The sequence below is a fragment of the Undibacterium sp. RuRC25W genome (genome assembly GCF_049339825.1).
Taxonomy (GTDB): domain Bacteria; phylum Pseudomonadota; class Gammaproteobacteria; order Burkholderiales; family Burkholderiaceae_D; genus Undibacterium.
In genome coordinates, this window is sequence record NZ_JBMPPD010000002.1 from 1 (window position 1) to 25,146 (window position 25,146).

Annotated in this window: 20 protein-coding genes; 4 read left to right on the forward strand and 16 right to left on the reverse strand. The window is 47.2% G+C overall.

Annotated elements, in window-relative coordinates; genetic code table 11:
• The coding region (locus tag ACO0KV_RS01165) for an ExbD/TolR family protein (protein WP_370527135.1) at positions 1-131 on the forward strand (131 nt) is incomplete at its 5' end.
• 141 nt (positions 132-272) lie between these two features.
• Here the strand turns inward: ACO0KV_RS01165 and ACO0KV_RS01170 are convergent.
• The 7 genes from ACO0KV_RS01170 to ACO0KV_RS01200 form a co-directional block, all read right to left on the reverse strand.
• Positions 273-1,478: a cation:proton antiporter gene (locus ACO0KV_RS01170; protein ID WP_423039470.1), complete on the reverse strand. Its 1,206-nt coding sequence runs from the start codon at positions 1,476-1,478 to the stop codon at positions 273-275.
• A 61-nt stretch (positions 1,479-1,539) separates the two neighbouring features.
• Positions 1,540-2,394, reverse strand: a complete 855-nt coding sequence (locus ACO0KV_RS01175) for a DUF6348 family protein (protein WP_423039070.1) — start codon at positions 2,392-2,394, stop codon at positions 1,540-1,542.
• A 171-nt stretch (positions 2,395-2,565) separates the two neighbouring features.
• Entirely contained in the window at positions 2,566-4,443 is a 1,878-nt protein-coding gene (locus ACO0KV_RS01180) for a glucokinase (RefSeq protein ID WP_423039072.1), read from the reverse strand.
• Positions 4,444-4,686: 243 nt separating this feature from the next.
• Positions 4,687-7,122 carry a TIM-barrel domain-containing protein gene (locus ACO0KV_RS01185; protein ID WP_423039074.1) on the reverse strand — a complete coding sequence of 812 codons (2,436 nt, stop codon included), beginning with the start codon at positions 7,120-7,122 and terminating at the stop codon, positions 4,687-4,689.
• Entirely contained in the window at positions 7,119-8,858 is a 1,740-nt protein-coding gene (locus ACO0KV_RS01190) for an alpha-amylase family glycosyl hydrolase (protein WP_423039076.1), read from the reverse strand. Before ACO0KV_RS01190 ends, ACO0KV_RS01185 begins: the two co-directional genes overlap by 4 nt.
• 160 nt (positions 8,859-9,018) lie before the next feature.
• The gene (locus ACO0KV_RS01195) at positions 9,019-10,293 is read right to left on the reverse strand and encodes an MFS transporter (protein WP_423039078.1); all 1,275 of its coding nucleotides are present in this window, start codon (positions 10,291-10,293) and stop codon (positions 9,019-9,021) included.
• 390 nt (positions 10,294-10,683) lie between these two features.
• On the reverse strand, positions 10,684-13,398 hold the full coding sequence (locus ACO0KV_RS01200; protein WP_423039080.1) for a TonB-dependent receptor: 2,715 nt from the start codon (positions 13,396-13,398) through the stop codon (positions 10,684-10,686).
• Positions 13,399-13,995: 597 nt separating this feature from the next.
• Between ACO0KV_RS01200 and ACO0KV_RS01205 the strand changes: the two genes are divergently transcribed.
• Positions 13,996-14,367 carry a hypothetical protein gene (locus ACO0KV_RS01205; protein WP_423039082.1) on the forward strand — a complete coding sequence of 124 codons (372 nt, stop codon included), beginning with the start codon at positions 13,996-13,998 and terminating at the stop codon, positions 14,365-14,367.
• 77 nt (positions 14,368-14,444) lie between these two features.
• Here the strand turns inward: ACO0KV_RS01205 and lnt are convergent, their stop codons facing one another.
• From lnt to ACO0KV_RS01240, 7 genes are all read right to left on the reverse strand, one after another.
• Positions 14,445-16,052: an apolipoprotein N-acyltransferase gene (gene lnt, locus ACO0KV_RS01210; RefSeq protein ID WP_423039084.1), complete on the reverse strand. Its 1,608-nt coding sequence runs from the start codon at positions 16,050-16,052 to the stop codon at positions 14,445-14,447.
• On the reverse strand, positions 16,039-16,923 hold the full coding sequence (locus tag ACO0KV_RS01215) for an HlyC/CorC family transporter (protein ID WP_423039086.1): 885 nt from the start codon (positions 16,921-16,923) through the stop codon (positions 16,039-16,041). Before ACO0KV_RS01215 ends, lnt begins: the two co-directional genes overlap by 14 nt.
• A gap of 191 nt (positions 16,924-17,114) precedes the next feature.
• On the reverse strand, positions 17,115-17,993 hold the full coding sequence (locus ACO0KV_RS01220; RefSeq protein ID WP_423039088.1) for an ion channel: 879 nt from the start codon (positions 17,991-17,993) through the stop codon (positions 17,115-17,117).
• A 13-nt stretch (positions 17,994-18,006) separates the two neighbouring features.
• A complete protein-coding gene (ybeY, locus tag ACO0KV_RS01225) occupies positions 18,007-18,471 on the reverse strand; it encodes an rRNA maturation RNase YbeY (protein ID WP_423039090.1) in 465 nt (154 codons plus the stop codon).
• Positions 18,455-19,567 carry a PhoH family protein gene (locus ACO0KV_RS01230; protein ID WP_423039472.1) on the reverse strand — a complete coding sequence of 371 codons (1,113 nt, stop codon included), beginning with the start codon at positions 19,565-19,567 and terminating at the stop codon, positions 18,455-18,457. The genes ybeY and ACO0KV_RS01230 overlap by 17 nt, the downstream gene beginning before the upstream one ends.
• The gene (miaB, locus tag ACO0KV_RS01235; protein ID WP_423039092.1) at positions 19,564-20,904 is read right to left on the reverse strand and encodes a tRNA (N6-isopentenyl adenosine(37)-C2)-methylthiotransferase MiaB; all 1,341 of its coding nucleotides are present in this window, start codon (positions 20,902-20,904) and stop codon (positions 19,564-19,566) included. The genes ACO0KV_RS01230 and miaB overlap by 4 nt, the downstream gene beginning before the upstream one ends.
• Before the next feature lie 124 nt (positions 20,905-21,028).
• Positions 21,029-21,376 (reverse strand): hypothetical protein, encoded by a 348-nt coding sequence (locus ACO0KV_RS01240; protein WP_423039094.1) that lies wholly within the window; start codon positions 21,374-21,376, stop codon positions 21,029-21,031.
• Between the two features lie 183 nt (positions 21,377-21,559).
• Between ACO0KV_RS01240 and ACO0KV_RS01245 the strand changes: the two genes are divergently transcribed.
• Both ACO0KV_RS01245 and ACO0KV_RS01250 read left to right on the forward strand, forming a co-directional pair.
• Positions 21,560-22,069, forward strand: a complete 510-nt coding sequence (locus ACO0KV_RS01245) for a flavin reductase family protein (RefSeq protein WP_423039096.1) — start codon at positions 21,560-21,562, stop codon at positions 22,067-22,069.
• 8 nt (positions 22,070-22,077) lie between these two features.
• Positions 22,078-22,332, forward strand: coding sequence for a SemiSWEET transporter (locus ACO0KV_RS01250; protein ID WP_423039098.1), 255 nt, complete (start codon positions 22,078-22,080; stop codon positions 22,330-22,332).
• Positions 22,333-22,662: 330 nt separating this feature from the next.
• On the opposite strand, the gene ACO0KV_RS01255 is transcribed toward ACO0KV_RS01250, so the two are convergent.
• Together ACO0KV_RS01255 and ACO0KV_RS01260 are read right to left on the reverse strand one after the other, a co-directional pair.
• The gene (locus ACO0KV_RS01255) at positions 22,663-23,706 is read right to left on the reverse strand and encodes an L-threonylcarbamoyladenylate synthase (RefSeq protein ID WP_423039100.1); all 1,044 of its coding nucleotides are present in this window, start codon (positions 23,704-23,706) and stop codon (positions 22,663-22,665) included.
• Complete coding sequence (locus ACO0KV_RS01260; protein ID WP_423039102.1) at positions 23,706-24,935, reverse strand: 5-(carboxyamino)imidazole ribonucleotide synthase; 1,230 nt, start codon at positions 24,933-24,935, stop codon at positions 23,706-23,708. The genes ACO0KV_RS01255 and ACO0KV_RS01260 overlap by 1 nt, the downstream gene beginning before the upstream one ends.
• Between the last annotated feature and the right edge of the window lie 211 nt (positions 24,936-25,146).

Below are 25,146 nucleotides of genomic sequence, written 5' to 3' on the forward strand. Positions count from 1 at the left end.
ACCAGCCAGAGGTTCACCTGCGTCCAAATGCAGTTGTGCCTTACAAATCTGTTGCCGCTGTAATGGCCTCAGCCCAGCGTCTGGGTGTGACCAAAATCGGTATGGTGGGTAACGAGCAGTTCTTGAAATAATCAGGAATTCATCGTCAGTCAGATAAAAAAATGGCAGGAAATCCCTGCCATTTTTTTATTTCCAGAAGAGTATCACCAGCAATACACCTACTTGTTCAGTGCTTGCTCTGTGAGCTTGCGCTGCGCTCTTGCTACAATCAATCAGTCATTCTTAAAAATCACCGATCTAAATCGCTTCAAACGTGGATGAACCATTGGCACACTAAGCATCGTACTTGCCACAGCCATCAGCAAGAGTGCAGTAAAAGTGGCATTGGTAATGATCTGCTTATCGAGCAAAATGTTGACGAAAATAATCATAATTAGTGCTTTCGTCTGCAACAGCCAGCCAATAATCGAGGCTTCGCCTTTCTCCCACTTTAAAATTTTACCTGCGATATGAATACCAATCAGCTTACCGGATACTGAAGCAAGCAATAACACTGCCGCTACCAAGAATACGGTCAGACCGCCGACATCCCACGTCGTTCGTAAGCCAGTACTCAAGAAAAATACCGGCATCATCACCAACAGAACATGGTGACGCATTAAGTCCATTTTCTCCTGCTCGAACCAATCCCCATCCATGACAGCGCCCGCGAGAAACGCACCAACCATAAAGTGCAGCCCCGACCAGTCCGCGGCAAAACCGCAGGCAGCAAGCCATATAAGACTGACATACCAGCGATCACGCTCCTGTAGCCACGCCATCAGCTTTCGGAAAAGATAGGTCGCTATGGCAAAACTCAGCAAAAATGCACATTGTCTGCCCACACGGGTCCAATCCATCAGGATCGTTGCCAATACACCCCAGATGGCGATATCGTCCAGACTGGCATAGCGCAAAATACGCTGACCAAGCGGTTGGCGTAACATCTCTAGCTTTTCCATCAGCAGAATCAAAATCGGTAATGCCGTCACTGCGCACGCCATACCGACTCCAACCACAAATTGCCAGGTTCTCGCCTGTGGTCCGATCCACCCCGGTAACAATAGCAAACCAATCGCAGCAATACTGCCGAAGACCAATGGTAGGCCTAGTGCCAAGCCTGCCGTCAATGCTCCTTCGCTACGATGCTGCCAGGCTTTTTTTAGATCGAGTTCCACTCCTGCAATCATCACGAACACCATGACCGCCCATTGTGCAATACCATTCAGAGTAGGCATCACGTTAGGATCTGCCTTAAAGATGAAATGATAATATTCAGGAAAAGCTGCACCGAGGACACCAGGACCAAGCAAGATGCCCGCAATAATCTGGACCACAACCAAGGGCGCATAATAATCAGTTTTTCCGATACGCCAGACAAGATATGGAATCGTAAAAATAATCAGCATCGCGATGAGAAATATCTCACTGGTTGCCATCATACTTGTCTGCATATCCGTCTTTCCATGGTTAACATTGCTGGGTTCGGCTTAGCTCGACCTAGTGTGGCACCGGCATCGGCAACTTGTTTGCGGTCTCCAGACTACGACTAACGCTGCGGATCACGATAAATTGCTTGCGGAACTCCAGACCACGCTGCGGCCATTGTTCTACATACTTGACCAGCGGCTCAATCGCTGCCGGAAAATCCTCGCCATTGATCCGACAATCAGCAGCTGACACGCCCTGACTATCACGCGAAGCAAATAAACGGACACCGAGAAATTGATCACGCTGCAATACATCATGAAATGCATTCATGCTTTCGGTGAATAGGCAGCAAGGACAAAATGGGTGGTCGTCTTTTTTCTTTGGCGCAGGAAGACTCGCTAGGTGGGCCACCGGTCCCAGAATAACCTGCCTGTAGTTTGCCGTTGCTGTTACCTCGTCGGCGGCCGTGTTCATTTCGATCACAGTACAATGAAGCGGCATATCACGCGTAGCATCCTGCAACACTGGCAAATCCATATTCGCCCATTGTTTAAAACCATCGATGAGGGCAGCCTCTTCTGTAGCAGCGAGTGCATGTTGATACTCGGCAATCCCTTGCGGAAAATAGACGGAATGCCAAGCATGTATTTTGGTACAAGTACGCACACGCCCTTCACCTAGCGCTATCGTTTCCAATTTTTGCACAGCAAATACCAACCCCTCTGGCATCTGCAGATGTGTCGCGGTCATCTCAAAATCGATTGATGCTGCCGTCAAAACAACCGCAAGCTGTGCGAGCAACACGGGGTCACTCGGGACGTTCTTAGTCAGGTCGACGGCCGTCTCAGGATGATCGTAATTCTCACGTTGAGCACGACCATTGAATTTATTAATCAATACGTTGAAAGCCTGAATAAAGGACATAAAATAGTAGTTAAACAGTAATTGAGATCAGTAATTACGATCAGTGATTAAGATCTATGATTTTTGCGAATCAGTGCACGAGCGAATGATTTAACTAGACTCTGCACTGACACGTTTATTGCGGCAAGACGTCACTTCGATCAACTCAGCATCCCACATACACCAGCGCACTCAGCTATCGAGGTGCGAAATCAATAGCGTAGTAAAACGCGATAAATCCTTACGTTTGAGTACATCCTCCTGCGGCGAATCAACAGAAAGACCCACAGTCAGAATATCAATCAGCAGCAACTGCAAGATACGCGAAATCATCGATAAAAATGTGGCGTTATCTTCGGTATGATTGACTGCAAGACAGACCGTTGCCCTCTTAGCGAGCTGCGACTGATGCGGCGCAATCGCAATCACATCAGCGCCAGCGGCCAACGCGGTATCAACCGCTTTGAGTAAATCTGGTAATTTACCCGAGTTACTAACAACAATGACCACGTCGCCAGGATTGAGCAATTCCGCTGCCATCGAGAAAAGATGGGCGTCACCATAGATGGCTGTCGGAATACGGAAACGGAAAAATTTATGCTGACCGTCTAATGCAACGGCGCGTGAATTTCCCATCGCATAAAATTCAACTTTATTCGCTTTGCGTAGCAAGGCAATTGCCTGATCAATCGCATGTACTTCTAATTGGTCCCGGAAACTCAAAATAGCCGACACCGTATTATCAATCACTTTCGCACTCAGATCATGTGTGCTATCGCTCTTTCTGACCTGGCTATGACGCACCGGAATAGTTCCGGTTAGACTACTGGCAAACTTCAGTTTAAAATCCGCCAAACCGGCGAAACCAAGTGAACGACAAAAACGAATCACTGTCGGCTGGCTGACATCGGCTAAGCGCGCAATGTCGACAATCGCTTCGTTGAGTACCGTGCGCGGATTTTCAAGCACCAGCGTTGCAACGCGACGCTCAGCAGGCGTCAATTCTGATTGGATGTTTTGAATACGATCCATCAATGAGCTATCGCCACTGCGTCCGCGTAAGTGCTCAGAAAGAATCGCTGAGACACCATAAAAAGCCGGATTTGGAGTTGTAATCACATAGGTTGGAATCTGCGCCAGATAACTACTGAAGCGTCCCTTCGCTTCAAAGCGAGCGCGGAACGAAGATGCATGAAAACGATCACCCATCAGCGGGACAATACCACCACCGATATAAATACCGCCAAATGCACCTAAAGTCACTGCCAGATTCGCACTAAAGCTCCCTAACATACCGCAAAAGCAGTCGATACTTTCCAAGCACAACGGATCATTGTCGTTCAGTGCCCCATGCATTACTTCCTGTGCTGCTAAGGGCTTTACGATTTGCTTATTGCGGTCCGCCAGAGCACGATAGATCAGTTCCAAACCAGGTCCTGAGATCAGACGTTCGGTAGAAACGTGTGGCCATTCTTTCCAGGCAAATTGCAGAATCGCGTATTCACGTTCATCGCAAGGGGCAAAATTGACGTGACCACCTTCAGATCCCAGTGTCACAAAACCATCCGACGTTGGAATCAGACCAGAAACACCCAACCCGGTACCCGGTCCCAGCACGCCAATCACAGATTTCGCCACCGCGGTTCCACCACCAACCTGCATGACATCGCTTGGTTGCAATCCTGGCAAAGCCATCGCCAGTGCCGTAAAGTCATTCACGATCAACAAAGTATACAGACCGAACTCCCGCCGTACATCTTCAATCGAAAACTCCCATGCCCGGTTAGTCATGCGGACATAGTCACCATCGATAGGATTGGCGAGCGCAAAAGCAGCGTGGTGTACGCGTCGTGTCGGATGCTGATCAAGGTAAGCACGCAAGAGATCAATGATCCCCGAGTATTCATCACACTTTAATACTTGTACCGCATCGAAAATACCTGGCGAGGATTCAAGCGTAAATCGTGCATGGGTTGCACCAATATCTGCCAATAGTCGCGGGCCACCAGAAAAACCTAAGCCGTTGCTATGCTCCGTCAATGTACGTTCTGTCAATCCGTTTTCAGTCATGATTCTCTGTTTCAATGGTTTAAGACACACGCCAAACTACTCAACTAAAACAGGCAATCTCGTCAGAACGGACTTTCAAAAGCCATCGTGCCACCGGAGAAATAACACATTCAGATGACACATTGCCAATGAGCATTGAGGCATCATCGACTGTCAGCGGAAACTGGTTTTGCTTCATTCAGCGTAATAAAAACATACGCAATTTACCACAGCCCCAGCCTCTTGAAGCCCCTTTCCGTCACCTTACATCAATATTTTCAATGCAAGTTGCTTCTGGTTTTGCGTCAACCATTGAATCGGGACATGCAACTCTCTGGTTTGGGGGTTCCAGTGCGCATCAATAGGCTGACTAGCAACAAGGACCCGCTGTGGTTGGTGGTCGACATTGTGCACAATGAATTCAATGTTCTTATCAGTGGCCTGATAGTGAGCACCAGCCTCAATTGCCAACGTCACACCCAGTTCACCGCCGTGATAGACGCTAGTGAAGTGCAGCAATGCTGACGCGCCTTGTTCTGCTGCATGGGCAGTCACACCATCATCGTCATACAACATCCCCTGAGATTGACTGACAGACTGATCATGGTAATAATGCAATTCCAGATTTTTTCCGGTGTATTGGCTGGTATTCTGAATATCTAACTGCGCAGGCACGAGCGGAATGAAAGCCCCTGCTCTGACAAAGATGGGAATATGTGCAGCGCTCACATCCACCACCTGCTTGCTACCAGCCGCAAAAACTTGTCCCGTATAAAAATCGAACCACTTGCTTTGCGCCGGGAAATACATCTCGGCTTTAGTTTGTCCTGACTGCAAAATAGGATGAACGAGGAAATCATTTCCCCACAGATAACTATCCGCATTGCCGTACAAGCGTGGGTTACCAGGTTCTGCATAAAATAGCGGACGCATCAACGGTGAACCCCGCTGGCTGTTTTCATAAGCAATCGTGTAGTTATATGGCAGCATGCGATAGCGAAGCACAATCGCTGCCTTCGCTAACGCTTTAGTTGCGGGCTCACGCAATACCGGCTCAGAGGCAACTTCCTCTTGTGCATGAGGACGGAACACAGGCTGAAACACACCGTATTGCAACCAGCGTGTGTATAACTCATCATCGAGGTTCGCTCCCGCAAACCCACCGAGATCGGAATGCATGTATGCCATTCCCTGCATTCCCATTTGTAAGGCGATTTCTGGTTGGGAGCGCAAACCGCCCCAAGTACGATTCACATCACCAGACCACGGGATCATGCCAAATCGCTGCGATCCTGAATATCCTGAGCGCATCAGAATAAATGGACGCTCTTGCGGGAATTCTTTGGCGTAGCCATCAGCAATCAATTTCGACCATGCATGGCCATAAATATTGTGAACCTGATCGGCCGATCCAGTTTTATGCTGCAAGGCAGAAGGATGCACCTCAGGTTCACCGAGATCACCCCACCATCCGGCAACACCTTGCGCTTTCAGATTTTTATAAATATTCCAGAACCAGCTTTGTGCACGAGGATCAAAAATATCGATTAATCCAGTATTCCCAAAATAGAAATCGTATTTAAACGGCGCACCATCTTTGTCTGTCGCCAGCACATGCTGATCGACGGCTTCTTGCCATTTGTCTGACGTGGTCAGTACAAATGGCTCAGTGATTAAGATCGTCTTTACACCTTGTGCAGCAAAATCGGCAATCATTTTTTGTGGCTGAGGAAAGTTATCCTTGTCAAACGCTAGGTTGCCCATCGTGCCTTTAATATCTTTACCAAACCAGTACAAATCAAAAATGATCGCGTCCACGGGGATGTGATCGGAGTGAAACTTATCCAAAATATCCCGTGCTTCTGCTTCGGTATGGTAACCAAACCGGCTTGCAAAGTTACCAAACGCCCAGCGCGGCGGCAAAGGCTGATGACCAGTTAAATTGGTATAACTGGCCATTACATCTGACCAGCTGTCACCTGCGATAATCTGATACGTTTTTCTACCACTGATGGTTTCATACGCCAGCACATTCGTTTTTTTACTGTCAAGATCTAGGTATCCGATTGCCGAGTTATCAAAATGAATACCATACATCCTAGAAGACAACACCAGTGGTATCCCAAAGTTCATTTGTTCAGAATGTTCTTCGTAACCATAATGGGCTTTGTTGTACAAAGGCAGACGATAACCGCGACGATTCATCCCGAGGGCACGCGCACCCGCCCCGTACAAGGCTTCATTGTCATCCAGATTAAAGTCTACGCTCTCGCTGTTGCCTTTGTTGAGATAGCCATTTTTTTCTGACGTTAGTAATCTATTTTTATACGTATAACTAATCTGAAACGGTGATTTCTGAATATGCACCACTATATCTGCCGCCATATAATCGATGGCACTCGCCGACGTTTTTACCTCAGTACGTAATTTCTGCGGCTGAAGAATCACTGCGTGCGAAGAAGTTGTCTGTTTCTCTCCATTCGGTATAAATGTTGTTTCCAGAATAGTTGAAGAATAAGGCGTAAAAAGATACAAACCATCATTGGTTGTAACCTCAAATCTATCAGCCTTTTTCTCGGCATGTAGAATAACGCGTTGCACGTTTTGCGCATGTGCAGTGGTCAAACTAACTGTACTAAGCAACAACACAGAAACGCTCAGCGCATGACATATCCCACAATGAATTTTACTTTTTCTCATTTTAATTCCTGAGCTGCCAAGGCGATTAATGCTATTGGATACTTACTCTGAAAATTTACTTTTCCATCGATGACAACAGCGGTGTGCCCAGAATAATAATCACGTAAAATTTGACCATTTTCAAATACACCTTGAACCGCAATCGTCGTAAATTGCGTGGTAGGTAAATCCAGTGCAACAACAACCTTGTCGGTGATATGTTGATCGCTGTAGGAGCGTTTGAATATATAAGGATGGTCACTTAATTTTTGATGGACACCTGCGCCCACGGCAACATGGTCATGCCGAAATTTACCTAACTTTTGCCAATGCGTGAGTACATCCTCAATAGCTACCCCATGGCGTATTACGTTATTCTGCAACTCATCCCAATTCATCATCGAACGTAAACTCGCATCACCTTCGGCGCCGCTTACATGAAGATCTCTGGCGGTTTCATCTCCGTAGTAAATCTGTGCTGCACCTGGGCTAAGGAGTAATTTTGTTCCGGCATCAATTGCGTGCTGACGATCAACATCAAGTGGCTGCATATCATCGTGCGAACTGATGTAGTTCAGTACAGACTTATTTTTTAAGGCCCCCGTCAGTTGTGCAGAATAATGGCTGAATAAGTTTTCAGGATCTTTGTTCGCGTCAGATTTAAAACCAAAGTTAATCAGGCTATTAAATCCATGATCAAAAAAATTGATCGTGCTACCGCCATCCATTGCAAAATTCTGACCTTGATCAATACTGTAGCCATAGACTTCTGCTGTCATATAAAACGGCTCGTCCCCTAGCTTTTCGGTAGGGTGCTTACGTTTCCATTCTTCGTATGTCGCGCTGGCAAATTGCTGAAATTCTTTCCAGACTTCTGGCTCAACGTGCTTGACGGTATCCGCTCTGAAACCATCAACGCCATATTTTCTGATCCAATCTGTGTGCCATTTCATCAGATAATAGCGCGGTGCGCGTGGATAGCCAGTGCGTTTAAAAAAAGCGTCTAATTCCTGCATTTCACGCTCATACCGACCTTCTGCTGTCCACTTAGCTACGAGCGACGGTGGGAGATCGACATTTGCATTGCTCTCGGTGCGGATATCAGGAAGCCCTTTAACTAAGGCGCAGCTGACAGTCGACGGAATATCTTTATAGGTACAGATCGGGGCAGTACGTACCCAGTCAGAAGGCCATAGAGGATCAACGGAAGTCGCTGGTCCAATATGATTCATCACCACATCCAGTAGAATTCTGATGCCATGTGCATGTGCCGTTTCAACTAATTCACGCATGTCTGCAGATGTTCCGAGGCTGGCATCAACACTGGTGAAATCTGCAGCCCAGTACCCATGAAATCCATACGACTTACCTGAGCCTTCATCCGTGTAACCATGAATTTGCTCCACAGGTGGCGTTAGCCAAATCGCATTGACACCGAGTTTTTCAAAATAGCCGTCTTTAATTCTGGCGGTAATACCTGCCAAATTGCCTCCCATAAATCCCCGTAACCTTGCAGCATCATCCTTGCGACCGTAGGCTAAATGGGTATGCGTATTTTGTTGATCGCTTTTCTGATTATGTGGATGATAGAAACGATCGGTCAGTAAAAAATAGACCGTCGCGTTATCCCATAAAAACGGCGTATTGGTTGAGGTCTGTTGCGTACTTGATGCGGCAGACTCTGCAGCCAACACAAAAGGACAACAGAACATCGAGAGAAGTAAAGCAATTGAACACCGAAACGAAATCAACTTCATACTGTATGCCCAATCAAAACAGGGAGAGAGGCTAAATAAAGACTGCAGACATCAAACCATCAAAATAACGTTTGATGTCTGCATGGCGCGGCAAAACTCGTCATCAAAGACAACATAAGATACACGCCAACACCAGGATTAAATTTAACAACGATATAGTTTAGTGTTTAGCAACAGCATCATCTTTTACGATCATTGTCAGTAGCCCACCGATGACCATACAAACGCCACCTAACATTAGAACTTTGACAGACTGATTATTGAAGAAATTTTTCAAAACAGCACCCAGCACGACACCAGCAATGATCTGAGGAATCACCACAAAAAAATTAAACAACCCCATGTAGTAACCCATGCGGTTTGCCGGTAACGCGCCTGCCAGAATGGCGTATGGCATCGTCAACACACTGGCCCATGCAATACCAACACCCACCATTGGTACCAACAACATTTCTTTGGATGTGACGCCAAAAATACTGATCAGACTCAGACCACCAATCACCAGGCACAGCATATGAACAAATTTACGACTGGTTTTTGCGGCGAGGACGGGCAGAATAAATGCCGCAATCGCGGAAACTGCACCGTACACACCAAACATGACACCCACCCAGTTACCGCCTTCCTGATACGCAGCAGATTGTGGATCGCTCGTATGGAATACGGTGTCAGCAATAGATGGCGTCGTGTAGACCCACATCGAAAATAAAGCAACCCAGCTAAAAAATTGGACGATAGCCAGTTGGATCATCGTTGTCGGCATTTTCAGGAAGCCGCCAAAAATCTCTTTTAGCGCATTGGCAATGCCGCTATTTTGTTTCTTTTCTTCCAAAAATTTTTGCAAATCTTGCGGCGGAATTTCTTGCGTTGTAAAGACAGTCCACAACACCGACAAGGCAAACACAGCACCACCAAAATAAAACGAATAACGCACCGTGTCCGGAATTGCACCGTCCAAGGGGATATTGCTGACACCAAAATAATCACTGAAGATTTTTGGCAATAAAGAAGCAATCACACCACCACAACCGATTAAAAAAGTTTGCATCGCAAACCCGGCTGTTTGTTGTGATGGGCTCAGTTTATCCCCAACAAATGCACGAAATGGCTCCATCGAGATATTAATTGCTGAGTCCATCATCCACAGAACTAGAATCGCCATCCACAACATGGTTGAGTTTGGCATCAGGAACATGGCAATCGACGCCAGCATGGCACCGATAAAGAAAAAAGGACGACGGCGACCCCAGAGAGGATGCCAGGTGTTATCGCTCAGATAGCCAATCACAGGCTGCACCAGCATGCCGGTAATCGGCGCTGCCAACCAGAATAAAGCGAGATCATCAGGGTTGGCACCAAGTGTGGCAAATATCCGGCTGGTGTTGGTGTTTTGTAAGGCGAAACCAAACTGAATACCAAAAAAGCCAAAGCTCATGTTCCACAGCTGCCAAAAAGAAAGCCGTGGTTTGTTGATATGTGTGTGCATCGTGATGCGTCCCCGTGTGATGATTTTATTTTAATTGTTAGTTACTGCTTGTTTCATACTAGTTGATAATTTAAACGTATTTATATTTTCTTTAGCGCTAAGGAGTCTGAAATTATTCCATTTTTACTAGCGCATCACACCTATCAATAAAATATTTTTTAAATAGATAATCACACTAAAAAAACAGACTTTCAGTACGTTAGTGCTATTTAAAACCTCAACTTCTCAACCTACGTAAAAATAAAAACAGGCCTCGGATAAGAGACCTGTGGAGACCTGTGAAAAATACAGCAAGCTTCCCGAAAGTTACAAATTTTCGGGAATATTTCAAAGATCAGTTTAGAACTTATAGTTCACACCAGCCAAAATAGTACGACCATATTTAGCGTACTCCAACGGTTGATTTGGTGTTCCCTGATAGGTTTTATAAGCCGCATCAGTTAAGTTACCAACTTGGAAAAATAAGCCCAGATCTTTGTATGTACCTTCATGGAACGTATATTCCAATTGTGCATCAACAATCGTTTCCGGAGCGATGAAGCGCAAGTTACGATTACCGGCAAAATTTTCGATATCACCAACAAATTCAGAACGATAACGACCACCGATACGCGCTGAGAAACCGCCCATTTCATAGTATGCCGTCAAGCTCGCTACTTTCTTTGACATACCTGGTAATGGAATTGCTGCACCAACGTCGAAGGAATTTGACTTTACTACGATAGCACTATCATTGAAACTGGCGCTGGCTTGTACACCAAAACCTTTCAAGGATGGCGTCAACATGTCCAATGGCAAAGAACCAGCGAACTCCAGGCCTTTGATCGTACCGCCCTGTCCATTGTATTGCGATGAGTACAAACCAATATTCGTAATCGCTTTTGTCCCAGGTGTCCACTGAGTAAAGTCATACTGATTTGTTTGATCGTAAATATAGCTTGTCAGTTTTTTGTAATACAAAGCAGCAGAAAAATACGCTTTCTTAGCAAAATATTTCTCATACGACAAATCAATTGCATTCGCACGCCATGGATCAAGTTTAGGATTACCACCACTACCGCTTGGCAAATTAGTAGCAGTGCTGACGTTAAAATTGAAACCTGCATTAAGATCTTCAAGGCGTGGTCGAGCAACCTGCTTAGCAGCAGCAAATCGCACCAACTGATCGTTTGGTAACTCAAACACCAAATTCATCTGTGGCAAAATATCCGTGTAGCTCTTACCTACAGTAAATGGCGTTACTGCACTATTAAATCCAACGACACCTGTAGAGGACTGATCGGTATTTTGTACTTGCAAGCCAACGTTGCCGCGCACATTAACAGAAGGACTTAACTGATGATCTAAATTTGCCTTGAAGAAACTGGTTGTAACTTTTTCTGTGACACCCCACTGTGCCGCCACATTCATAGGATCGGCTGGATTTGGAGTGAATGGGTTAAAGTACTTTGCCATAATTCCAGGCACATTAAACGACGGAATGACGCCTGTGCCAGAAAATCCAAGATCAGCTGGTGCGTATAACAAATCAGAAGAAATAGGCGTGCCATTCGGTGCGATCAGCGTTTGTGGACCTTGCAGATTGCTATGGTTTTTCGTGTGCTCAGAATAATCTGCCCCAATATTGAAGTCAGAAATCCAGTCACCAATAGACTTTGGCGCATTGATGGTTGCGACTAGCTTGATTCCTTTCATTGTGTCGTCGGTATGCGGAGCATGCCCCCAACCTTCACCATAAATAGTGTTATTCAAATATAAGGTTGCAGGATTACTGTAATTAAATCCACCATTCATCGTCGGAAAACCACCGGTTGCCCAGTTGACGTTGGACGTATCAAGTGCAGCGCCGCGTGTTGCAGATATCAACTGAGTATTCATCTCGTGATAGTTTTCATCGCGTACCGCTTTGGAGTAATTCAGATCGGCCAGCAACTTCCAGCCATCGAACTTCATGCTGGTACCCCATCCGAGGGATTTAATGGAGTCATGGCGATCATTGTATTCGCCACGCACCAATGGGTATACACCTGTCAGCGTTCCACCATTGAGAACACCGTTAGACACATTGTAGTTAGTGAAAACTGGGTTCGGATTGCCAGAACCACCCCAACTCAGGTTTTCTTCCCACTGGTTAGCGGTAGTTTCTTCATGGAATTTTGAATAAAACAAATCGACTTTACTTGTGAAGTCTTTATTTGGTTTCCATTCCAATGTACTGACTAAACCATCACGATTGGTCTTACCACTGGTCGCCAGCGACTTAATACCATTCATTTCAGAAACACCTGCCGGCGTGCCTGGCAACTGACCAACGGCCCAAGGTTCATACAAACCAGTTTCATGATCGTTGCGTGGAGATTGCAAGTGTGCCACGCCAAATTGGAAACCAATCGTGCGATTGGCAAACTGGTCAATATAGTTAAAGCTAAAGCGATTGCCTTTATCGGAAGCATTAGCAATCGGCCCCAGAGAATTTTTTTCCCCACGTACATTCAAAGAAATTGTGCGGCCAGGAAAAGCCAGTGGATCAAACGTTTGCATGTCGATAGTACCTGACAGTCCCTGATCAACAAGTCCTGCATCAGGTGTCTTGTATACGACAACCGCACCAAAGAGCTCTGCTGGATACTGATCAAATTCTGCTGCACGGTTATCACCGGTACTCGCTTGTGAACGACCATTTAATGTCGTCGTTGCAAAGTCTGGAGACAGCCCACGAATACTAATTGCCTGAGCGCGTCCAGCGACACGTTGAGCTGCCAGACCAGGCAAGCGAGCAATCGACTCTGCGATACTTTGATCAGGAAGTTGACCAATGTCTTCAGCAGAAATGGCCTCTACTAGTGAAGTTGAATCACGTTTCAGAGAAATGGCATTCTCAATTCCACTTCGAATACCTGTCACCACCACGGTATTCGCCTGGGTTTCTTGCGCTTGCGCAAGATCAGCCAGACCAAAAACTAATACTGCACATCCAGCAGCTACTGGACTCAATTTAAAACTACGACGTTTTGGAGTCTGACTCTGAACGCCCTTCTGCACAGATTGTTTCATTAATGTCCCCTCATCCTTTTTAATATAACTTTTACCCGCGGAGCAATACTACTTGTTCTTAAATTTTTTATTTAATTTCCAAGACTCCGTGAAATATTTTGTACTAAAACTAGATTTTGTGTCAAACAAAGACTACAAAAAACCACGTAATAATCACGGACATTTGAACGAAAATTCCTAAAATTGGCCAATTCGTTGGATTTAACCCACAAAATAGAAATTCAAATGTAGCTAGACTACTTTTGTAGTTTAACTACTTAACTTGATAATTTAAGTACTTAGGGTAGAAATGATGAAAAGGATGGGGGAATTACGGGGTAAGCTGATTTAGGTAGCAAAATAATCAAATCTCGCGCGCCTATGATATATTCGAGAGGAGGATCATTTCAGCATGTGGACCACAGACATAAGATAACAAAGCTGGCGGACCTGATCGATTAGCTCGCCGTTACAGTCAATACACTCCTCTCAAATGACTATTGAGGCTCTCAATGTCGTTTTAGAGCTAAAAATATCCGATAAAACACTATACGGTACCAAAAATCTATTACTTTAGGACATATCAAAGTCCTGTTAAGCCTATCAATGAAAGTTACAATGAATCACAAATTAAGTATCGATGAATACGATGCCCTTGAGCAAATCAGCAAATTACCGAAAAATGTCAAACCTAACGCCTGCATCGGGCGTAATACCAAGCGTTTGTCAGGAATTAAACTGGTTACCTTCCGCAAAGATGGCAGTTTGGAGCTCACCGAAACAGGACGCCAAGTTTTATTTATCAAGCAATGCATTGATGGCCTGCGCGCTATCGCAAACGATGGCGATGCGCCACTTTCAGGACCTGTTGCAACGTTTCTCGGCAAAAAAGGCCACGTAGAAATCAATCCTGAAACAGGAAAAACAGAAATCAGTGTCCGCGGACGTGAATGTCTGGCAGATATTGATATGAACACCAAAAGCATCTGATAGAACATCCATCAATCACAGCTAAACAGTTGATATAGCGGAACCAGTCTCCGGTTCCGCCAATGTAAACACCGGTGTTATGAGGTTGACGAGCTTTGCGCTACGCGATGTGACCACCCACAAGCCCCCATCACCCCAAACAGCGCCAACAACAAGATACCCCAATTGCCCCACACAATATACGGCGTCGCCCCGCCATACCCCTGCACACTCGCCTGCAAGGTCCCACGCTGAAGATTTGGTAATTGCGCCTGAATCTGCGCATGCGTATCGATGATCACTGTAGAGCCAGTATTGGTCGCCCCGAGCCACGGACGTCCGGTTTCTAAGACGCGCATTTGCGCGAACTGTAAATGCTGCGGCATAGCGACTGAATCGCCATACCATGCAAGATTTGAGGCATTGAGCAAAATGCTTGCAACAGGCTGCCCTGACGACATCTGGTGCTCTAACTGTGATGCTATTTCTTCGCCAAAAAGGCTTTCATAGCAAATATCGGGCATGACAAATTGATCTTTGACTGCCATCGGTGGCTGCAAGATACCCGCAGTAGCTAAGTCGCCCATCGGGATTTGCATCAACCGCACAAACCACCGGAAGCCAAATGGAATAAATTCACCAAAAGGAACCAGATGATGTTTGTCATAGCGATAGGCCTGACTAGCATGCTGCGCAGAGAAGCCGAGCAAGCTATTCGTATAACGTTCTGGGCCATCTTGTATCACCAGTCCCAGTAACAACGCACTATGCGTTTGTTGGGCAAATGCATTCAGGCGCGGCAAAAAGTCTTGCGGCAAAGCCGAAGTCACAATCGGAAAAGCTGTCTCTGGCGTCACGATCAGATCCGCTGGAGCAGCCGTCAGCATGTCTCGATAGAGGAGTAGAGACTCATTCAGATGGGCAGGATCAAACTTCATATCCTGCTCGACGTTCCCTTGTAAGAGGCGAACGCTAAGAGGTTTGCCAGTCGGATGCGTCCACTGAACGATTTGCAACAGCGCACCCGCTCCGCCTATGGATAGGGTCAACGTTGCGGCAACGATCAGTCGCGTCCGACTGTATGCAGAAATAGCCAACCAAGCGACGATGCCTGACAATACTGCCGACAACAAACTGAGTCCATAGACGCCCACGACTGGCGCGAAACCGGCCAGAACGGTATTTGTGTAGGCATATCCGGCAATCGACCATGGAAAACCAGTCAGCACCCAACCACGCAACCACTCATTCAACATCCACAGCCCAGGAAAAACGACCACTAAAAGCGTTGCTTCTGACAATTGCCAGTGACGTTGCATCCACAGCCCTACAGCCGTTGAGAGCGCGGCATACGCCGCGAGCCCAGTACATAGCAGCGCCAGCGCAGCGACGGCAAGTGGTATCGGTAAGCCACCGTAACGCACCATGGCAATCAGTAGCCAGCTCGTACAAGCGAATAGCCATGAAAAACTATACGCCCAGGCAAGCCATGCAGCACGGCGCGGTACCTCTTTGATCTGTGGTTGAGCCAATTGGGAGAACAGCAAGGCCATGCCAAAGATCTGGAGTGGCCATAGCCCAAAAGGTGCAAATGAAAAAACCGTCAGACTCCCTGCCACGAGCATGAGCACAAACGTTTGCCAGTAAGACATGCGCGCCAACAAATTCGGCAGCATGCCTGTCTTACCGCGACTAGGGCTGCTCATCCACGGTGGTCCAAGGTCGTTGCTCTACTTGCAAAATATGTACTTGACGGGCATCGGCACGTAACACTTCAAAATGCAAAGGGCCGATCTGAAATTCGTCACCCTTATGAGGGACTTCACCTAAATGACGGGAGACAAACGCCCCAATTGTTTCGGTTTCATTGCCAGGCAGACTGACACCAAGCACATCATTAAACTGTTCCAGATCAGTTAATCCTTTGACCCGCCAGCGTTTGCCGTTGCCTTTGTTTTCGAGGGCAAAAATATTGTCTTCTTCTTCGTCGAAGTCGTATTCGTCGTCGATATCACCGACAATTTGTTCCAACACGTCTTCAATCGTGATCAGACCGGCGATACCGCCGTATTCATCCACCACCATGGCGATGTGATTACGGTTAGCACGAAAATCGCGCAAGAGCACGTTTAATCGCTTGGATTCAGGGATGTAGATCACAGGACGCAGCATCTCTCTGACTTCAAACGCTTCTTCTGCATAATAACGCAACAAATCCTTGGCCAACAGTATGCCCACCACTCGGTCAGGGTCACCATCGATTGCCGGAAAACGGGAATGCGCCGTCGACAATACCTGGGGCATCCATTCTTCAATCGGGGTAGAAATATCGACAGCGTCCATTTGCGAACGGGGGATCATGATGTCACGCGCAGCGAGATCGGATACCTGAAACACGCCCTCGATCATGGCGAGTGCGTCAGCATCAATGAGGTTGCGTTCCTGGGCATCGGTTAAGACTTCTAACAGTTCTGCACGATTTTCTGGTTCAGGAGAAATGAAGGCGGTCAGTCGTTCAAATAAAGACCTGTGGGGTTTAAGGTCAGTCGATCTGACCTTACTAGAGTGCTCTTGCATAGGAGGCGTGGCGCCGTTGTTTCAATCCTACAGAATACAACAAAAAGGAGACTTTCCCAAATTTTCACGGATCACGGTTGTTGCAACGACATCAACAAGCGTCAACATGTCATACGGGGGTCACATTTTGGGTCTTGGGGCGACTTGATGATGATGCAGTCACCCTACGACTGACGTGTCTTCAACAATCCTCAGAGCAACTCTTCAGAATCGTGAAATTTAGAGTAATGCAAATGTGGCACCGATCCCTGCTGCGTCATGATGTCAACGTAACGATGATTCCAGCGAACCAGTTCAATCGGGTAATGCTTGATACCGCGCTGATTCTGGTTAGTCGTTTCGTCGATGCCTTCTACCGTCAAAATCAACGAACTATTTCCTGCCATGTCCTCAGGCGTCAATCCATATAACGGGCTACTCTCATCGATGACATGAATCAACGTCCAGCCCAGAATAAATAAGGGATGTTGTTCACGCTCGAGTTTCAGGTCATAGATTTTACGGAACTTGCCCATTGTGGTAGTGGCTTCCTGACGCATCAGGTGTAACTTGGCCGAGGCTTCACTGATTAGATTCAGACGTTCGTTGGCCATCCGTATTAATAACAATCGGCGGCCATCGGCAACATGGCTGACCGGATGTTCTGCAAACACGATACTGGAGCGAGGTCTGGAAAATCGGGCAAAGATCATCCCCGTCGTAATCGCAACACTGCCCATGCCGACAAAAATTTCAATGCTGGCAATCATATGCGCGTAGACAGTGAGCGGATGCATATCGCCATAACCCACTGTGGCAAGTGTTTCTACACTGAAGAAATACGCCCCCAGAAAATTATCCGGTTGCATATTGGCAATGGAACCTGGCGCGAGCATATACAAACTGGCGAATATCAGATTAAAAACAACAAAAATAATTCCGAGCGTGGCAAAAAATAATGGCCAGCTAAACGTCATTGCATAGAAATAAATGTCCTGCCAGAAATGGCTATCCATGCCAAAGGCAACAACTTCGCGGTCGCCCATCGCAATCCGGCGACCGTGTTGGTGGTGTTTGGAGAATAATTTCATCGCAAGGTAAGATTCACTGATAAGGGTTACTCAAACCCAGTCCTGCCAGAATTTCTATTTCAAGTGCTTCCATTTCATCCGCTTCCTCATCGGTCTCATGGTCGTAACCTTGCGCGTGCAACACCCCATGGACGATCAAATGCTGCGTGTGTTCAAGTACTGTCTTTTTTTGTTCTTCCGCTTCTCTTTGTAAGACATCGGTACACAAAATGATATCCGCCTGCGTCACTTCCGCATCTTCATCTTCCGTGTAGGCAAATGTCAATACGTTCGTGGCATAGTCTTTACCACGGTAATCGTGATTCAGAACCTGCCCCTCAGCCGCGTCAACAAAGCGCAGTGTCAGTTCTGCCGGAAAATACAAGGCCGCCTGTACCGTTTTACGCAGCAAGGGACGCGGCAACAGTTCTTGCAGACGCGGATCAGCGTATTGAACGGATAAGTTTAATTTATGTTTAGGATTACTTTTTTCTGCCATGATGAGCTGAACTTAATGATGTTGCGTTTTTTAACATGCCAATCGCAGCACTGTTTGCGTGTGCGCTTGCATTGGCGGACTCATAGGCGTCGACAATACGGCCCACCAGCGGATGGCGCACTACGTCAACACTGGTGAACTGCGTGAAGGCAATACCGCGCACGTCATGTAAGACCTGACACGCATCGATCAGACCGCTCTTTTGTCCGCGTTGCAAATCGATTTGCGTAACGTCACCGGTGATCACCGCTTTGCTACCAAAACCAATTCTCGTGAGGAACATTTTCATTTGTTCTGGCGTGGTATTTTGTGCCTCGTCTAAAATGACAAACGCATGGTTTAGAGTGCGACCACGCATATAGGCCAGTGGGGCAATTTCGATCACCTGCTTTTCAAACATTTTTTGCGTGCGATCAAAGCCTAGCAGGTCATACAGCGCGTCATACAAAGGACGCAAATACGGATCGACCTTCTGCGCCAGATCACCTGGCAAAAAACCAAGGCGCTCGCCTGCTTCAACAGCAGGTCGTGTCAGGATAATACGCTTGACCGCATCACGCTCTAATGCATCCACCGCGCAAGCCACGGCAAGGTAGGTTTTACCAGTACCGGCAGGGCCAATACCGAATGTAATGTCATGTTCGACGATCGCATTGAGGTAATGATTTTGATGCGGCGTACGGCCACGCAAATCGCTACGGCGGGTCTTGAGAACTGGACTCTCCAGCGAGGCAATGACTGGCAAATCTTCATCGTCTTTCACTTCGTCTGAAGCGCATTCAACGATAGGCGTTTCATGTATCGTCGGATGCTTAAAACTCTGCTTCGCTTTTTGTTCCACCAGCGCTAACTGCACTTCATCAATTGAAATGGCTTTTTTTGCGAGTGGATAAAAATGCGCTAATAATTCCAGCGCCTGTTCTGCATTGTGTCCACTGATGATAAATTTTTCACCCCGCCGGAAAATCGTGACATCTAATGCCGCCGAAATCTGGCGTAAATTTTCATCCAGCGGCCCGCACAAATTCGCCAGACGCGTGTTGTCTGGAGGTTCAGGAATAAAATAAGAAACGGGCACCGGAGTTTTAGCCATTATGCAGTCACACTCTCTTGGACTAATTCACCGCGCAAGGAATAATTATAGGATTCAGTAATCACTGTGTTCACTAGGGTTCCGATCAATTCTTTACCGCCCGCAAAATTGACGACACGGTTGTTCTCTGTACGACCTTGTAATTCATCTGGATTTTTGACGGAAGGACCATCGACCAGAATACGCTGAACCGTACCAATCATCGCATTGCTATATTTTTTGGTATTGGCATCAATCACCGCCTGCAAGGTTTGCAGACGACGTAATTTCAATTCGGCCGGTGTGTCGTCTTCGAGATTCGCTGCCGGCGTCCCTGGACGTGGACTAAAGATAAAACTAAAACTATTATCAAAGCCGACATCATCAATGAGCTTCATCAAGGCATCAAAATCTTCATCGGTCTCACCTGGAAAACCAACGATAAAGTCAGACGACACAGACATATCTGGACGCACTTTCTTGAGGCGACGGAGGACAGACTTGTATTCAATCGCGGTGTAGCCACGTTTCATGGCCGATAAAATGCGATCAGAGCCATGTTGCGCAGGCAGATACAAATGATTTACCAGCTTTGGCACCTTCGCGTAGCAATCGATCAGACGCTGCGTGAACTCTTTTGGATGACTAGTCACAAAGCGGATACGTTCGATTTCCGGAAACTCTGCGACGTATTCAATCAATAAAGCAAAGTCGGCAATCTCGCCGTCTTCCATCACGCCACGATAGGCGTTCACGTTTTGACCTAACAAACTGATCTCTTTAACACCCTGTGCTGCTAATCCGGCGATTTCTGCCAATACGTCTTCAAAGCGACGCGAGACTTCTTCACCGCGCGTATAAGGAACGACGCAGTAACTGCAATACTTGCTGCACCCTTCCATGATAGAGACATAGGCGGTCGCACCATCGACTTTTGCCGGTGGCATATGATCGAATTTTTCGATTTCAGGGAAACTGATATCGACTTGTGAACGACCGGAAGTACGGCGGGCATCAATCAACTGCGGTAACCGGTGCAAAGTTTGCGGTCCAAACACAACATCAACGTAAGGTGCACGTTTGATGATCGCTTCACCTTCTTGCGAAGCAACACATCCACCCACACCGATCAGCATTTCTGGACGCTTACGCTTTAATTCACGTAGACGCCCCAGATCCGAAAAGACTTTTTCAGACGCTTTTTCACGCACACTGCAGGTGTTGAGCAACACAATATCCGCATCTTCAGGCGTATCGGTTTTAATCAATCCTTCGGCGACATTCAATATATCTGCCATTTTGTCTGAGTCATACTCATTCATCTGGCAACCAAAGGTTTTAATAAAGACTTTTTTTTGCATTATTTCTTCTAAAGTAAAAACGATAACAGCGAGGACTTATTCCGTGGGGACGATGCGCTGAGGCAATATTCATAAGCCCTCAAAGCTGAGAACAATCTGTTCAATGTTTCAATGGTTAACTGGTTTAGTTCGAGGTTGGCAGCTTTTTGGCCATTTCTGATTGTATCAAAATCCAGACTTTATCAATGTCGTTAAATACATTAACGGTGTAATTGACGACCAGACTGTTCGACGTCACGCTTGAGGGCACCACAATCAAGTTGGTCACGGAATAAATACGCGACGATACCGCCAGATGACGTTGCACACCATCCATCGTAATCACGTTCGGATAATTTGACATGTTGAGAACACCACGCTTTGCCTGCGGTGGAAATTGTCGATCAGCGACCACTTGGGCAAAAACAGATGTCGCTACCAAGCACAACATCACTAGCATGCTCAAACGATACAAAATCTTTGCTATAGACATCGTGCCTCCTCCGCATTTAGCATATCAAAAAAATCAACGAAATCAATTACTTAAAGTCGACTAACAGAATCCACCAAGCCTATAATTTTAACACAGACCAGTACGGGCTTGAGCAAACAGCCCTGTCATCCGACGAAAGACCCGAAATCTGGGATAATGGCGAAAAAATTTGATGGAATACTGATGCACACCCGCTCTCCACGCGCAGAAAAACGTGACTTTGACACCCGCCACTTCCGCAGTGCGCTCTCGCAGTTTGCGACAGGCGTCACGGTAATTACCACCCGACTCGCCGACGGTCAGTTTTTGGGCTTAACCGCAAGCTCGTTCAACTCTGTCTCACTGGAGCCACCACTGGTGCTGTGGAGTCTCGGTAACGCTGCGAGCAGTATGCCGGTATTCACAGGCAACTCCCATTACGTCGTGAATGTGCTTTCTGCAGAACAAGCTTGGTTAGCAGAACAATTTGCCAGCCGCAAAAAAGACCGTTTTGAAGGTGTTGACTATACGCTCTCTCGTACAGGCCACCCTATCCTCAAGGGCGCATCGGCGTGGTTTGAATGCCACAATCGTAGTCGCTACCCGGAAGGCGATCATGTTATTTTTGTTGGCGAAGTTGAGCATTGTGAATTTACAGCACAGCCCCCTTTGATCTATCATGGCGGGCAATTTGTTGCAACAACGTCAAAATAATTCTCTCCATGCTCACTTCTGATTTGGTCGGCTACTGCGCCGCCAGCTTGACTACCTCTGCTTTCATCCCCCAAGCCTTAATGACATGGCGCGTCAAACGCGCCGAAGGCGTATCGCTGAGCATGTACATTATTTTTATTGCCGGCATTCTGATGTGGATGACCTACGGTATCCTGCTGCAAGCATGGCCCGTCATTATTGCCAATATCGTCACACTGATACTGGCATCATTTATTCTGGCCATGAAAGTGATTTATAAGTAAATCGCGTTTCAGGGCGCAAGCCAGAGCTTGAGGCAACCACTGGAATTTAGATTTGCGATTTATTCCTACTGCTGGAGTTGGTGTTGGTGTTGGTGTTGGTCTTGGTTTTGTACGCTTGAGACAACGCAATTTGCGCGTCACAGAAAATGGATCAGAAAGTGTTTTTGTCTGAGCAAAGCGAATTTAAACACTTTCCCGTTTTTTGGGATGCGTAACTTGTGCCAACACACAGTGCGACGTCCGAAAAACAAAGTCTGCGGAGCGTTTCTTTGGTCACCCGAAGTGCAATCTAATAAATTAACAAGAAAAAACAGCCGATTCCTGATGCGATCAGGAACCCAACATCCTCTGCAACACATCCCGAGAGTCAAACGCAGCACGTCGCAAGCGATCATTCACCCCTTGCCAATCCTTCTCTTGGGGCAATGCCTCCACCAGAATCACATCGGCATCCGCATGATCCAGTTCACGCAATCCCGCATATAAGTCATGGGCATAACCTGCCGGATCAGCCGGAAGATGACGCCAGGCATCAGCATGAATAGCTGGATGCGCCTGATAACTCATTAAGGCCAGACGTTTGCCTTTTGCCTGCAATTGATGAACGACGTCATCGAGCTCAGCGACAGCCACCTGAACCACTGGCGTATGCGGCGCATAGTGTGCATCGAGTGTGCCTGAGGCGCGTGGTGCCGCCGCATCGGGACTTGCTGGCGTAATACCAAGTACGGCTGATAGTTGATCTGCAGTGATGTGTCCTGGACGTAGCAACACTGGGCCATGAGTCGCAAGGCGACTCAGATCAAGGATCGTGGATTCAATACCCACCTCACTCTGACCACCATCAAGTACATACGCGATAGGGCCACCAACTTGCACTTCTTGTTCAAACTCTTCAATCACGTGTGCCGCCATCGTTGGGCTCACGTGACCAAACTTATTGGCTGATGGCGCAGCAACACCGCCTTTGCCATGTTTAAAAGCACGCAATAAGGCCATCGCCACAGGATGTGAAGGACAGCGAATGCCCACGGTATCCTGCCCGCCTGACACTGCATCAGGGATGTGATCGGCACGCTTCAAAATGAAAGTCAGTGGACCCGGCCAAAATGCAGCGATGAGTTTTTCTGCCTCAACCGGAATCTCTTTAGCCCAGTAGCTGATGTCAGCCTCAGGCGCAATATGGACAATCACTGGATGATTGGACGGCCTCCCTTTGGCAGCATAAATGCTGGCAACGGCCTGCGGATTTTCGGCGTCAGCACCAAGGCCGTAGACAGTTTCAGTCGGGAAAGCGACCAGCTTACCCTCTTCCAGTGCCTGCGCGGCTGCTGTGATTTGCGCAGCCGTATTCAAATGACCAGCAACCGACATTATGCTTGCTCCGGCGCCGCAATTCCAAGGATCGCACATGCTTTTGCCAACGCTGTTTGCGCTTCTGACATGGTGCCAGCAACAAACGTGATATGGCCCATTTTGCGGGCGCGACGCGCTTCTGATTTACCGTATAAATGCAGATGAGCACCAGGGATGGCCATGATCTGATCCCAGCCTGGCTCACGCATGAGCTCTTTTCCTGTTGATGCCTCTATTTCAAACCAAACATCACCGAGAATATTGAGCATGGCTGCTGCGGAGTGCTGACGTACATCGCCCAACGGTAGCTGCGCGAGTGCGCGGACTTGTTGCTCAAACTGGCTCGTCACGCAGGCGTCAATCGTGTAGTGACCGCTATTATGTGGACGCGGTGCCATTTCATTAACAGCCAATGTGCCGTCTTCAAGAATAAAAAATTCGATGCATAACACGCCGACGTAGCCAAGCTCGGCAATGATATCAAGTGCTGCAGATTGCGCTTTTTTTGCAATTTCTGGCGATACATTCGGACTTGGTGCGAGCGTCGTGAATAAAATACCGTCACGATGAACGTTTTCGGCAATGGGATAGACCACGGCTTGGCCATCGACGCCACGCGCGACCAGTACGGAGACTTCGTAGGCAAGGGGCAACATTTTTTCTAAGACACAATGCTGGCCGTTCATGCTGGCAAAGGCTTGCACCAGTTCTTCGCGGGTACGGACTCTGACCTGCCCTTTGCCGTCGTACCCCATACGTACTGTTTTTAGGATACCAGGCAACAAATCGTCAGGTGCACTCTTGACATCTTTGGGAGTCGCAATACCCCAGTGCGGAGCAGGATATACGCCATTGTTGAGGGCGCAACGAGTAAAGAAGTGCTTTTCAGCAAGGCGATCTTGTGCGATCGACACACATGCGCCTGCCGGTGCAACAAAGCCATCCCGAGCGAAATAATTCAGACTATCTGCGGGCACATTTTCAAATTCGGTCGTGACGCGTGATGCCAGCGTATGCAGAACGCTCATGCCGGCTTCGTCATCGTAATTCGCCTGCACGTGGTGCTCGGCGACTTGTGCCGCCGGACAACCTGCCTCTGGTTCGAGAACGGCCACTTTATAGCCAATTGCCTGCGCAGCATGGGCAAACATGCGACCGAGCTGACCACCACCTAAAATACCGAGGCAGCTATGTGCTGTGTTGGGTAGGAGCGGCTGTCTTGGATGTACTTGTTTGTCGATAGTCATGATGTCAAATTCAGTGTAACAGGTTCAAAATACCTGCCATCTGGAAGGAAAGTAGAGATACTCCCCCCCGTATTGAAAAAAATATGCCAATTATCCAGAATAAATAAAAGATGTTTTTAAATACCCCCCGGAGTATATTTTCGGGGTATGTTTTGAACGTCCTCTGTTTTTTGGATTTATTGTTATGATTCAGCTGCCCATATCAGCTTGA